The sequence below is a fragment of the Sinorhizobium fredii USDA 257 genome (assembly GCF_000265205.3).
Taxonomy (GTDB): domain Bacteria; phylum Pseudomonadota; class Alphaproteobacteria; order Rhizobiales; family Rhizobiaceae; genus Sinorhizobium; species Sinorhizobium fredii_B.
Map to the genome: position 1 here is coordinate 5,539,128 of NC_018000.1, position 12,758 is coordinate 5,551,885.

Below are 12,758 nucleotides of genomic sequence, written 5' to 3' on the forward strand. Positions count from 1 at the left end.
AGCGACGGCCCTTCGCAACGAAAACCCGCCCCCGCAGGCTGCGGCATAGTCGAACGCCCATGCCGGCGAATTGTTTCGCCACATGCAAATGCAAGGCTGCAGTATCCCGGCCGCGAGGCCGACCTATTCGCCCATCGGGTCCCGCGAAAAAGAGCGGCCCTGGGCCAATTGGGCGAATCGCGCGGTCGGCAGGATCGTCAGCGGCGCAAACGGCACCTCATTCCGGCCGCCGAACATCAGGCGTCGTTCGAACGTCTCGGAATCGAAAATCGGATAGCGATCGAGAATGGAGGGCCGCTGACCCCGCACCTTCGCGACGAGGAGCGAGCCGTCGGCATTGTAGACGCCGAGGTTCTCCCGCCGCTCCACCACGGTTTTCGATCCGAAGAGCCGCTTGTAGAAGGCGGTGTGGCGTGGACGGCAGGCGGTGAGGCAGCGGTCGGCGGCGAAATATTCGCAGGCCATCGCCACCGGGCGCAGCGTCAGATACGGCAAGGCCTTCAGATCGCCGCCAAGCACCTCCGGGTCGACGGCGAGCCGGCCCGGATCGATCAACACCATGCCGGCATCCAGGAAGGCGTCGATTTCTTCGCCGAAGATCAGCCCCGACGTACTGGCGCGATGGTCCGGCGTCACATGATGGACGCGCACCGTGCTGACTAGCCTCTCGTCGAGATAGATGCCGAAGACATAGGCATGGCTGTCGAAGTCCAATGCGTCGATGAGCGTCGAGCCGGTCAACTCCATGAGATTCACCGCCTTGTAGGCCTTGAATCTCAGGCGGGCGATATCCTCCATGTCCTCACCACCCTCGACCCGCCGGTATTCGACGCGATCAAGCAGCAGCATAAGTTTTTCGGAAAAGCTGCCAGAATCGGCCAGGCCTCCGTTGACGCTCATCACCCACCCCATGGTTAATAGGGCGTTAACCTATTGAGGGCAGAGCTGACGGCAACAACAAAATGGCACAGGTCACAATTAGCTTTTTGTTAACCTTAACAAAAGGTAAAGCGATGTGGTTAACGGCTGAATCACAGCACGAATACTTGCTCGGGGGGACAAAGTCCTAGGCGATGTGCGATCGCGACGCTTTCGTGGTTCGTTTTCGGACACGTGGCTTGCACAGGTCTCGGATCGCCGATGCCCGCATCGGCGCCGAAAAGACAAAACCCTGGATCAGATCGGCACAACGATAGCTGTTGATGAGCTGCAACTCATCGACCGTCTCCACCCCTTCGACGACCGCTTTCAGGCCGAGGGCATGAGCGAGATTGACTGCACTGCGCAGCAGCTTGAAGCGACGCGCATCGTCGAGAATGTTACGGACGAAGGACCGATCGATCTTGATGATCGAGACGGGGAGCGCATCCAGATAGCTGAGGTTCGAGTAGCCGGTTCCGAAGTCGTCGATCGCAATGGTCATGCCGCGCTCGCGAAGCTCATGGAGCAGAGACTGGCCCTTCGCGGGTTCGTCCATCAGGCAGCTTTCCGTCACTTCGAGATGCAGCCGGGCCGGATCGAGCCCCGTCTCGTCCAAGGCCTTGCCGACAATTTCGACGATCTGCCTGTCGCGAAGGTCAAGGACGGACAAGTTGACAGAAACAGCCACGCCCTGTGGCCAGGTCGAGCAGTCGCGGCAGGCCTGCCGGAGAACGAAGCGGGTGATCTCGGTGACGAGCCCCATCTCCTCGGCGAGCCGAATGAAAACAGTGGGCGGCACCGGTCCGCGTTCCGGATGGGTCCAGCGCGCCAGGGCCTCGCAGCACTCGACACGCGATCCATCCGGTGTGAACATCGGCTGGTAGGAGACGCTGAGGGTGCCGGACTTGATCGCGTCGCGCAGATCGCTCTTGAGCTTCTGCCGATCGAGATAGCGTTCATCCATTTCGGCTTCGAAGGCGGTGCAGCCTCCCCTTTCGCGCGATTTCGTCTCCGCCAGCGCCAGATCGGCCTTGATCTGCAGATCCTCGAATCGAAAGGCGCTGCTCTTCGCGATGACGAAGCCGGCGCTCATGGTCATGTAGAACGTGAAGCCGCCGACCTCGTAGGTGCCGCGCAGGCTGGCATGGACGTCTCGGATTCGCTCATCCAGATCCGGACTGTTTTCCCGGTTGGGGAAAAATACGACGAACTCGTCGCCCATCAGCCGCGCCGCGATCGCGCCACTGCCCGCGACCTCCTTGAGGCGTCCGGCAATTGCCTGAAGCAATTTGTCGCCGACCACGTGGCCCCTTGTGTCATTGACGTGCTTGAATTCGGCGACATCGATGAGCAGCAGCCCAACGTCGCAATCAGGCGCAGCCTCGCCGGCGACCGCATTGTGCGCCAATTCGACAAGATAATCGCGGCTCGGCAATGCGGTCAGCGTATCGAAGCGCACCATCTGCAGGATCTGCTTTTCCGCCTGAACCCGCGCCGTCACGTCTTCGAAGATCAGCACGACCTCGCCGTTCTCACGCCGGTTCGCCGAAAATTCGAGAAAGAGATCATCGAAAATAGGGACGAGCGCGCGCGACCGTTTTCCCTTGAGAAGCAGGTCGAGCTGGCGGACCATGTTCGCGCTTTTCTCTCCGTCGAGCGACATCTCGCGGGCGCCGCGCCGAAGCACGTCATCGAGGAGCAGATTCTTCATATCCGCCTTGTCGCCGAGCTTCAGAAGCTCACAGGCGCGTTCGTTGGCGACGACGATGCGGTTGTTGCCGTCCAGCATGAACAGGCCGTGCGTCATGTTGTTCAGCGCCGCGTCGAACTGCTCGGCCATCGATCTGATTTCCCGTGCGGCAAGAACATTGTCGTAAAGAAAGGCGCGCACGTTGTTCGCCATCTTCCACGTCGTGAAGATGAAAGGCAGGATCAGGACCGCCAGCACGAGCATGTAGGGATCGCGCAGCGTCAGGAGGCCAATGACAATTGGCAGGCAGGCCGACGAGGATAGCAACAGCACCGCGCGTTCGGAGCCGTAGTTTCTGCCGACCAGCGAAATCATCGACGCAAGCGTCACCGAGATACAGGCGAGTTCGGAAAACGAATCCTGACTGACGGCAATGGCATAGCCGCAGGCAAGGCCGCAGGTCAGGGTCACGCCGATCCCGCCGACGATATACCGGTTCTCCCATCTCCTGACCGCGGCGCGATCGGCACTGGAGAAATCCTGACGGTCGAAGCGCCTCATGTCGAGGTTGCGAAGGGTCCAAATGATGACAATCGCGAAGGAGCAGCCAAGATAAAGGGGATCGGACGTCTTCAGGAAGACAAGCAGAAAGGTCACGACGTGCGACAGCATGCCGATCACCAATGCGCGGCGATGTTGGTAGAGCGAGCTTACAGACGACAGGTATATGTCTGTCGGAAAAGCGCCCTGTTCATTGCGCGTCATGAACCAAGCTCCGGTTGCCGGATTGTTAGGAATCCAGGGCTTAACGAATGATTTCGTCTAACTGTCGAATATATCTGGCCGATTGCAAACAGCGGCACCTCGGATTTTCCATTCCGGGCAGCGATTCAACCCTCTCTTGCAGCAAGCGCCAGTGAATGGACGGATTTTGCAACTGGGCATAGGTCTCCTTTAAGAAAATGAAAACCGATCCAACTTTTAAAGCGTTCGAAGAAGCACGACCGTTTCGAAAGAAATGGTTAGCCGACCTTGAAGAAGCGGTGCCGAATGCCTGTTCCGAGTCTTGAATAGCGCCGGGAGTCTCGCCCGGGAGGCCTCGCGTAGCGCCCGCCCCCTCTGCGCAGTTGACTTTGACCTCGCTCTGGCGGCAAGGCTTTCTCAAAAACGATGAACGGAGCTGATGATGTCGAAATCTGTCGTTGCCATCCCCTGCGACTTTCGCGAATTCGACGGCAATGTCTGGCACGTGGTCGCCCATCAATACGTGCGTGCGGCCGTCGAGGGAGCCGGCGTCATGCCCCTCCTCGTTCCGGCACTCGAAACCGGCAACGACATCGACGAGATCCTCGACCGGGTCGACGGTGTGCTCGCCAGCGGTGCACGCTCCAACGTCCATCCGGCGCTTTACGGACGAGAGGCGACGGACGCGGACGGGCCCTTCGATCCGGGCCGGGACGCGACCAGCCTCCCCCTGATCCGTCGGGCGCTCGACCGCGGCATCCCGCTGCTCGCCATCTGCCGTGGCATCCAGGAACTGAATGTCGCGCTCGGCGGCACGCTCGCGACCGAGATTCAGGATCAGCCGGGGGTGTCGGATCATCGGAAGCCGGACGTGCCCGATCTCGACGTCGCCTATGGCATTCGCCAGGACGTGGTCGTCAAAGAAGGAAGCTGCCTCGCTCCCGTGCTCGGCGTCGGCCGGGTCCGGGTCAACTCGCTGCATCGCCAGGCGATCGCCGCAACGGCACCGCGGCTGGCGGTCGAGGCCGTCGCCGACGACGGCACGATCGAAGCCGTGTCGGTCATCGGCGCCAAGGCATTCGCCGTCGGCGTCCAATGGCATCCGGAATATTGGGTGCGGACCGACGCTCCCTCCGCCGCCCTCTTCAAGGCTTTCGGCGATGCGGTGCGCGGCTATAGGAAGAGCAAGGCGGTATAACCGCTGCTATCGGACTTTGCGCTCGAACGGCGTCTCCGGGACCGGCGTGAGCGCCCGTCCTGTTGAAAACCAGGCCTCCAGATTGTCGACGACGAGATCGGCCATGGCGTTGCGGGTGACGACCGAAGCGGACGCCACATGCGGCAGCAGCGAGACGTTCGGAAGCGCGATCAGCGCCTCAGGCACATGCGGCTCGTTTTCAAAGACATCGAGCCCCGCACCGGCGATGGTGCCGCTCTGCAACGCCGCGATGAGGGCGGTCTCGTCCAGCGTCGAGCCGCGGCCGACATTGATCACCACCCCTTGCGGTCCGAGCGCGGCGAGCACTGCCGCATTGACGGCCTTCGCGGTGCTTAGTGTCCCCGGCACGATCACTATCAGCGTGTCGACTGCTTCGGCCAGGCCCAAAAGGCTCGGATAATAGGCGAAGGGCAGTTCCTCGCGCGGGGAGCGCGTGTGGTAGGCAACCGGCACGCGGAACGCCTCCAGCCGGCGGGCGATCGCCAGACCGATCCTGCCGAGGCCGAAAAGTCCGACCTTTCGTCCACGGAGCGACAGCGGCGACAGCGGAAAGTTGCCGTCCCGAACCCATCGGCCCTGCCGCAGCCATTGCTCCGCCTGTGGCAGTTGGCGCACCGTGTTGAGGAGCAGCCCGATCGCCGTATCGGCAACCTCCTCCGTCAATACATCCGGCGTGTTGGTGACCACGATGCCGCGCGCCGCCGCACGGGCGGCATCGACGCCGTCGTAGCCGACGCCGAAATTGCCGATGATCTCGAGCCGAGGGAAGGAATCCATCAGTTCGGTCGGCAGGCGCCCCGAGACGGCAATGCCGGCGACATCCGCCATGTCTGCCGTGACCAGCGACGCATCGGCCCGCTCGATGCGTACAGTCGCGAACATCTGCGGCAGTCGCTCGAGGATGCGCGGGTTGATCTTGCCGGGTACAAGGATTCTAGGACGGCTCATCGAGGTTCCCTTTCCGGAGCGTGACGAAAGAAGCGGATGATCGCTCCCCGCATCCTGTTCCGACTCGCGGGGAAGGATCAAGCCGTTACGCGGAGCGGACCGGTCGACTGGCGGATGCGCATTTCCGGCTTGATCAGGTGGATGCCGTCCGGCTCGTGACTGCCGGAAAGCTTGTCGAGCAGGGCACGCGCCGCGCTGCGGCCGACTTCCGCCTGGCCATTCCAGACGGTCGTCAGCGCCGGAGTCGCGATCGAGGCTTCCTCGAGATCGTCGTAACCGGTCACCGAAATGTCGACCCCCGGTACGAGGCCGGCGCGGGCGATGCCGTTCATCATGCCGATCGCCACCAGATCGTTCCAGCAGACCACCGCGGTCGGCTTCTGCGGCAGCGACAGGAGATGCACCGCCGCCTCGAAGCCGCCCTGTTTCGAACGCGGGCCGGGGATGCGCAGATCCGGATCGACCTCGATATTCGCCTTGCGCAAGGCGTTGACATAGCCCTGATAGCGGTCACGCCCGGTCGAGGTCTGGTCGGTGCCGCCGACCATCGCGATGCAGCGGTGGCCGAGTCCGATCAGATGGTTGGTGGCAAGCGCGATGCCGTAGGCGTCGTCGCCGCGGAAAATCGGAACATCGAGGCCATCGATCGAACGGGCGATCAGGATCGCCGGCATGCCGTTGTCCTCGGCCAGCTGGATATCCTCCGGCGGCGTGCCGATCGCCGGCGACATGATGACACCGTCGCCGCCGAGCTGCAGCAGCGTTTCGATGAAGTCGCGCTGCTTCTCGACGGAATCGTAGTGATTGGAAAGAATGAAGGTCTGCTTGTCGCGATCGAGTTCCGCCTCGATCGCCTTGAGGATCTCGCCGTAGAACGGGTTCATGATGTCGTGGACGACGACGCCGATGATGCCGGAGCGCGATGTTCTAAGGCTTGCGGCGCGGCGATTGTAGATATAGCCGAGGGCACGCGCCTGCTCCTTGATCTTCTCGCGGGTGGCGATCGCCACGAGAGGACTGTCTCGCAATGCCAGGGATACGGTCGCCGTCGAAAGGCCGAGTGTTTCCGCAATTGTCGAAAGCTTGACCTTCTGCGCCACCGTGCCCCCCGTTGCCTGTCGATTTTCTTGCGCCGTTTTAAACCCTCTTTAAACTGTTTAAATCGCCGCTGCAATCGGGAAGTGCGCCAAGCCGGCGCGTCAGTCGGCCGCGCGCGCCGCCTGCAGGTTGCTGTCGACTGCGCGCAAGAGTTTCAGGAGCGTGCGCACCTGCTTGTCGGTGAGGCCGCGCGTGGCGAGCTTTTCGGAATGCTGACCGGCCTCGGCGATCGTCTGCAGGCGGTCGCGCCCCGGAGCGGTCAGGAAGACCTTGGTCAACCGCGCATCGCCCTCGTCCGGCCGGCGCTCGAGGAAGCCCTGGGCCTCCATGCGGCCGATCGTGCGCGTCATAGTCGGCGCCTTGACGCCGAGCCTGGCGGCGAGCGCCCCGGCGGTCAGGCCGTCCGTTTCGGCGAGAGCCAGCATGACGCCGTCCTGGCCCGCATAGAGGCCGCTTTCGATAAGGTTGCGGGAGAGCACCGTGCGCATCGAGCGCGCTGCCTGGACGAGGATCGAAGCCAGGTCATGATCGTGCGCCTCGGCGACGATCTCGTCCTTCCTCTTGCCGTTCTTGCCCCTCTTTTCGGCTTTGCTCTTCTTGCCCATTGGACCTCCGGCCGAATCCCGTACACTGCCTTTATAGCAATACAGCTTGAGATTACGAACTGTATGACTCAAATAACGATTTTACGACAAGCGATCCGGAGGACCGAACAGAAATGTCGCTGCCCAAGCCCCGCTGGGACGACAATCCCGTGGATCTTGCTCCAGCCGAACGGCGGGATTGGATCGCCATTCTGCCGCTCGGCGCACATGAACAGCACGGGCCACACCTGCCCTTCGAAACGGACCGGCTGATCGCCGAAGGCATTGTCGACCGCGTCATGGCACAGTTGCCCCATGACCTGCCCGCGACTTTCCTGCCGGTCGAGCCGGTTGGCTACTCGATCGAACACATGGACGTGACGGGGACCCGAACGCTTGGCTATGCCGAAGCGATCGCGCGCTGGCTCGGCATCGCCGAAGACCTTGGCCGGCTGGGCATCCGCAAACTGGTAATGCTGAATGCGCATGGCGGCAATTCCCCCCTGATGACGATCGTGGCGACAGAGGCGCGCGTGCGCTTTAACATGCTGGCGGTCGCGACGAGCTGGACCCGTTTCGGACAGCCGGAGGGCTGGATCGATGATGAGGACAAGGCGATCGACATCCATGGTGGCGACATCGAGACGTCAGTGATGTTGGCCCTCCACCCCGAGAAGGTCGACATGGCGAAGGCCCGCCGTTTCCCCTCCCGTCAGAGCGCGTACGAGCGCCGCTTCAAGCATCTGCGCGCCTACGGCCCGCATGCCTTCGGTTGGAAGATGTCGGACCTCAACCCGGACGGCGTGGCCGGCAATGCGGCCGCCGCCACGGCGGATCGCGGCGAAGCTCTTCTCAGCCATGCGGTCGGCGGCATCATCGAACTGCTCAGGGATGTGCAGGCCTTCGACGTCGGCGACTTTGCCTGACCGCCCGACGCAAGCGAAAAGGCGCGCCCGCACATTTGCGCATCGCTGCATCATCTCCTATATGAAACCCCGACACCGATGCTCGCGGCGCATCGCCAATTCTCGAGGCTCCCATGACCGACACGACCACGCAGAAGCCGATCCCCGTCACCGTGCTCACGGGCTATCTCGGCGCCGGCAAGACGACGCTCCTCAACCGCATCCTCAGCGAAAATCACGGGCGCAAATATGCGGTCATCGTCAACGAATTCGGCGAAATCGGCATCGACAACGACCTGATCGTCGAATCCGACGAGGAAATCTACGAGATGAACAACGGCTGCGTCTGCTGCACGGTGCGCGGCGACCTCATCCGTGTGGTCGAAGGGCTGATGCGCCGGCCGGGCCGTTTCGACGCGATCATCGTCGAGACCACCGGCCTTGCCGATCCGGTGCCGGTTGCCCAGACCTTCTTCATGGATGACGACGTGCGCGCCAAGACCGAGCTCGACGCCGTCGTAGCACTCGTCGACGCCAAGCATCTGCCGCTGCGGCTGAAGGACAGCCGCGAGGCGGAAGACCAGATTGCATTTGCCGATGTGGTGCTGCTCAACAAGACCGATCTCGTGTCGCCCGAAGAACTCGAGCGCATCGAGGCGACGGTCCGCGTGATCAATCCGTCGGCCCGCATCTACCGGACGCAGCGCTCGGAGATCGATCTCGGCAAGGTACTCGACCAGGGCGCCTTCAATCTCGAAAGGGCGCTGGAGAACGATCCGCATTTCCTCGATCAGGGCGAGCACGACGATCACGTCTGCGGCCCCGATTGCGACCACGACCACCATCATCACGATCACGATCACCACCACCACGATCATGATCATGACCACGGTCATCATCACCACGACCATGCTCCCTCGCCCATCCATGACGTGACGGTGCAGTCGATCTCGTTGCGTGGCGGCGAGATGAATCCGGAGCGCTTCTTCCCCTGGATCCAGAAGATCACCCAGACGGACGGACCGAATATCCTGCGCCTCAAGGGCATCATCGCTTTTGCCGGCGATGCGGAGCGTTATGTGGTGCAAGGCGTCCACATGATCATCGAAGGCGACCACCAGCGCGCCTGGAAGGACGGCGAGAAGCGCGAGTCCCGCCTCGTCTTCATCGGCCGCGATCTCGACCGCGAGAAGCTCGAGCGCACTTTCAAGGCCTGTGAAGTCCAGGCATGATCCCGGACAAGCTGAAGCAAGAGGGCCAAGCCAACTGATGCCGACCGTCGCTCCGCTCGATCTCGAAGGCCATGTCGTCGGCGTGGCCTTTCTGAAGGACATTCCCTTTTTCGCCGGCGCCGCCGGCACTATTCACCGCCTCGATCACGGCCACAAGACAACCGAGCTGCACGACGGCCTGCTTTCGGTCGCTTATGACGAAGCGACCGATACGCTCTTGACCGGCGGCGAAGACGGCAAGGTGATGCGCGTTTCGGCTGACGGAACGGCGAGCCTCGTTGCAGAGACGCCGCGCAAATGGATTTCCCAGGTCGCTGCCGGACCGCAAAGGGCAGTTGCCTATGCCTTCGGCAAGACGAGCTATGTCCGCCTTGCCGACGGCAGCACGAAGGAATTCCCCGAGGACCGCACCGTCGAGGGCATTGCCTTCGCTCCCAAGGGCTTGCGCATCGCGGTGGCGCGTTACAATGGCGTGTCGTTGCATTGGGTGACGATGGCCGGCCAGCCGGTCGACCTCGAATGGAAGGGCGCCCATACCGGTGTCACCTTTTCGCCCGACGGCCGCTTCGTCGTCACCTCCATGCAGGAGAATGCGCTGCATGGCTGGAAGCTGGATGCGAAGCCGGGCGCCGAAGCGCGGCACATGCGCATGACCGGCTACCCGGCCAAGGTGAAGTCACTTTCCTGGTCGGCAAAGGGAAAGTGGCTTGCCTCCGCGGGCGCACCGGCGGCGATCGTCTGGCCGTTCCAGGGCAAGGACGGGCCGATGGGCAAGGCGCCGCTGGAGCTCGGCACGCGCGCCAACACGATGGTAACGACGGTCGCCTGCCATCCGGCCGAGGACATCGTCGCGATCGGCTATGAGGATGGCATGATCCTCGCCGCCCGTCTCGCCGACAGCAAGGAAGTGCTGCTGCGACGCCCCGGCAAGGGCGCGATCACCGCCATGGCCTGGAACAGCAACGGCCGCCAAATTGCCTTCGGCTCAGGTGCCGGCGATTGCGGCGTGGTGGATTTGTCGGGATAGTTTATCTCCTGCAGTGTAAGGGAAGCCCCCTCACCCTAACCCTCTCCCACGCAAGCGGGGCGAGGGGACGTGCCCGCGTCCACGTCATCAATGGCGACAGCTCAACAGTCATGGGCTTCTGGCGCATAACACGCAAGGCGGCGCCGCGAATCCCTTCTCCCCGCCTGCGAGGAGAAGGTGCCGGCAGATGGATGAGGGCCAATCCGGCTCGCCAAACCTCACCACTCAAGCTCCAGATGCGGCCGTCCGTTTGAGGTCTTCTCGATGGTCCGCCCGCCTTCGTCGACGATTGCCGTCACCCTCTGCCGGAAGGCCGAGAAGCTTTCGAAGGTGACGACGTCCACCGGCGCGTCGAACTTGAAGGTCAGTCGGTAGTGACCAGGCTTCGCGGTCAAGGCCTGAGCCGAGAGGACTTCGCCCTCGAAGGGCTGGCCGAGATAATTGCCTCTCACCCGCGAGCCGAGTATCCACGGATTGAACGGGGGCCGGTTGCCGACGGCGGCGTGCAGCGTGTTCCAATCTCGATAGCCGTATTGGGCGGCGATCAGCTCGAGAGATTTCGAATGGCCAATCTGCTCGCCTTCGGCGGAAAGCCGGGCGCGCAAGCGTTTGGCAAGGTCCTTCAGCGTGTGCAGGGATGGAAGTGTGCGCGATTCAGGCGTCATGACAGGGTCTCCTGCTGCGGCATGCGCTCGTTCGGATGGGTGCCCGCATTGCCATCGGTTCGCATGCCTGGAGGCGTGACCGAGTCGAAAAGAGGGACTTCACCAAAGCTTGTACGCTCGCGGACGGCAGGGGCCCTCGCCCGCCGCCTCCATAGGCGAAGCGATGATTGCTGTCAAATGCAGTAATGGCGGTATGCAGGCTCGCGCTTCCGACACCACGCAATTCCTCGTTGCAGCACTTTCAAAGTTGTGGAACGACTGTGTGACACGAGAGGAGATTTCCATGAACGAGATGACCATACTTGCATTCGCCGCCGTCGCCTTCATTGGCATTGCAACACCAGGCCCGACCGTGTTGCTGGCACTGACCAACGGGTCGCGCTATGGCGTCCGCCGCGCCGGCTACGGGATGATCGGCGCAGTGCTCTCGGACTTCGTGCTGATCGGCGCCGTGGCCCTCGGTCTCGGCGCGCTGCTCGCCGCATCCGAGTTCTGGTTCTCGGTCGTGAAATGGGCGGGCGCCGCCTACCTTGCCTTGCTTGGCTTCCAGTTGCTGCGCTCGCGCGGCACGGTCGATATCGCAGAAGGGGTGCCATCCGAGGAAGGCACCGGCACGCCGAGCTCGATTTTTGCGAAGAGCTTTCTGGTCGCGGTCACCAATCCCAAGGGATACCTGTTCTTTTCCGCCTTCCTGCCGCAGTTCATCGAACCGGCGCTGCCGCAAGCGCCGCAATACGCCGTTCTGGCTCTCGTCTTCGCATCGATCGATTTCATGGTGATGTTCGGCTATGCCATGCTCGGCTCGCAGGCCATGCGATTTCTGAAGCGATCCGGCGCGATCTGGCTGGACCGCGTGTGCGGCGGGGCGCTGGTGGCCCTGGCGGGATCGCTGGCGCTTTATCGGCGGGCCGCGAACTGACCGAAGACACCGCGCCTCAAGCGAGTTGCCTCGAACTCGCGAGTATGGTCATAAAACACTACAGCGCCCCCGCCATGCGACGGGAGCGCTGTTCAGGGTCCGCCTCCGCAGGGTTGGAGGCGGAAGAATGGTCTCAGGCCGCGCGCTTGACCGGCGGCAGGGCGAGTTTCCGGCCGCTTGCCACCAGCATGCCGGCAGCGCCTTCGAGCCAGCCGTCCTTGAGCTCGAGCGCCAGGAAGCGGTTGCGCTCGAACGGGCCGGGCATGACGAGATGCTGGGTCCGCGCGGCGAAGAAGCCGAAGCGCTCGTAGTAGGCGGCGTCGCCCACAAGAAGGATAGCGCCGTGGCCACGGTTCTTGGCTTCCTGGATCGCCGCCCGCATCAGCGTGCCGCCGATCCCCTTGCCTTCATGCGCCGGGTCGACGGCGAGCGGGCCGAGTAGCAGCGCCGGCACGGCCTGCCCTTCGCAGTTTACGCCGGCCTCGACGTTCCAGAGACGCACGGTGCCAATGACATGGCCATCGACGTCGCGGGCCACGAGGGCGAGCCCCTCGGCCGGCACGCGGCCGCGCCGCAGCTTTTCAGACGACTTCCTGTGGCGGCCGGGACCCATCGCCCGGTCGAGCAGGTTTTCCCGCGCGACGACGTCGCCCGGATTTTCGGCATCGATCACAAAGGTGGACGGCGCGAAGTACGCGCGCAAGGTGTCAACAACAGCGGCCATCGGGGCCTCCCGTCATCAAAACCGCTTCAGGCGGAACTGCAAAAAATTGTGAAGTCGCCGCTCCCGCTTAAAAGCGGGAGCA

The 12,758-nt window shown here is 62.9% G+C and carries 12 protein-coding genes; 5 read left to right on the top strand and 7 right to left on the bottom strand.

Going from position 1 to position 12,758, the window contains the following annotated elements; translation table 11 throughout:
- Nucleotides 1-123: 123 nt before the first annotated feature.
- Both USDA257_RS25990 and USDA257_RS25995 read right to left on the bottom strand, forming a co-directional pair.
- A complete protein-coding gene (locus tag USDA257_RS25990; RefSeq protein WP_014765966.1) occupies nucleotides 124-900 on the bottom strand; it encodes an N-acyl amino acid synthase FeeM domain-containing protein in 777 nt (258 codons plus the stop codon).
- Between the two features lie 166 nt (nucleotides 901-1,066).
- Nucleotides 1,067-3,376: a putative bifunctional diguanylate cyclase/phosphodiesterase gene (locus USDA257_RS25995; RefSeq protein ID WP_014765967.1), complete on the bottom strand. Its 2,310-nt coding sequence runs from the start codon at nucleotides 3,374-3,376 to the stop codon at nucleotides 1,067-1,069.
- A 421-nt stretch (nucleotides 3,377-3,797) separates the two neighbouring features.
- Here USDA257_RS25995 and USDA257_RS26000 point away from each other — a divergent pair, with 421 nt between their 5' ends.
- Nucleotides 3,798-4,553: a gamma-glutamyl-gamma-aminobutyrate hydrolase family protein gene (locus USDA257_RS26000; RefSeq protein WP_014765968.1), complete on the top strand. Its 756-nt coding sequence runs from the start codon at nucleotides 3,798-3,800 to the stop codon at nucleotides 4,551-4,553.
- Nucleotides 4,554-4,559: 6 nt separating this feature from the next.
- On the opposite strand, the gene USDA257_RS26005 is transcribed toward USDA257_RS26000, so the two are convergent.
- From USDA257_RS26005 to USDA257_RS26015, 3 genes are all read right to left on the bottom strand, one after another.
- A complete protein-coding gene (locus USDA257_RS26005; RefSeq protein ID WP_014765969.1) occupies nucleotides 4,560-5,522 on the bottom strand; it encodes a 2-hydroxyacid dehydrogenase in 963 nt (320 codons plus the stop codon).
- A 77-nt stretch (nucleotides 5,523-5,599) separates the two neighbouring features.
- Nucleotides 5,600-6,622 carry a LacI family DNA-binding transcriptional regulator gene (locus USDA257_RS26010; RefSeq protein WP_014765970.1) on the bottom strand — a complete coding sequence of 341 codons (1,023 nt, stop codon included), beginning with the start codon at nucleotides 6,620-6,622 and terminating at the stop codon, nucleotides 5,600-5,602.
- Between the two features lie 99 nt (nucleotides 6,623-6,721).
- Nucleotides 6,722-7,225 carry a MarR family winged helix-turn-helix transcriptional regulator gene (locus USDA257_RS26015; RefSeq protein ID WP_014765971.1) on the bottom strand — a complete coding sequence of 168 codons (504 nt, stop codon included), beginning with the start codon at nucleotides 7,223-7,225 and terminating at the stop codon, nucleotides 6,722-6,724.
- A 113-nt stretch (nucleotides 7,226-7,338) separates the two neighbouring features.
- Here USDA257_RS26015 and USDA257_RS26020 point away from each other — a divergent pair, with 113 nt between their 5' ends.
- From USDA257_RS26020 to USDA257_RS26030, 3 genes are all read left to right on the top strand, one after another.
- The gene (locus tag USDA257_RS26020) at nucleotides 7,339-8,130 is read left to right on the top strand and encodes a creatininase family protein (protein WP_014765972.1); all 792 of its coding nucleotides are present in this window, start codon (nucleotides 7,339-7,341) and stop codon (nucleotides 8,128-8,130) included.
- Nucleotides 8,131-8,243: 113 nt separating this feature from the next.
- Nucleotides 8,244-9,341: a CobW family GTP-binding protein gene (locus USDA257_RS26025; RefSeq protein WP_014765973.1), complete on the top strand. Its 1,098-nt coding sequence runs from the start codon at nucleotides 8,244-8,246 to the stop codon at nucleotides 9,339-9,341.
- Nucleotides 9,342-9,378: 37 nt separating this feature from the next.
- Nucleotides 9,379-10,368, top strand: a complete 990-nt coding sequence (locus USDA257_RS26030; RefSeq protein WP_014765974.1) for a WD40 repeat domain-containing protein — start codon at nucleotides 9,379-9,381, stop codon at nucleotides 10,366-10,368.
- Between the two features lie 218 nt (nucleotides 10,369-10,586).
- Here the strand turns inward: USDA257_RS26030 and USDA257_RS26035 are convergent, their stop codons facing one another.
- Nucleotides 10,587-11,033 carry a glyoxalase superfamily protein gene (locus tag USDA257_RS26035; RefSeq protein WP_014765975.1) on the bottom strand — a complete coding sequence of 149 codons (447 nt, stop codon included), beginning with the start codon at nucleotides 11,031-11,033 and terminating at the stop codon, nucleotides 10,587-10,589.
- 283 nt (nucleotides 11,034-11,316) lie between these two features.
- On the opposite strand from USDA257_RS26035, the gene USDA257_RS26040 reads away from it, so the two are divergent.
- Nucleotides 11,317-11,952, top strand: a complete 636-nt coding sequence (locus USDA257_RS26040) for a LysE family translocator (protein WP_014765976.1) — start codon at nucleotides 11,317-11,319, stop codon at nucleotides 11,950-11,952.
- A gap of 133 nt (nucleotides 11,953-12,085) precedes the next feature.
- Here USDA257_RS26040 and USDA257_RS26045 read toward each other — a convergent pair whose 3' ends face one another.
- On the bottom strand, nucleotides 12,086-12,676 hold the full coding sequence (locus USDA257_RS26045; RefSeq protein ID WP_014765977.1) for a GNAT family N-acetyltransferase: 591 nt from the start codon (nucleotides 12,674-12,676) through the stop codon (nucleotides 12,086-12,088).
- Nucleotides 12,677-12,758 lie beyond the last annotated feature (82 nt).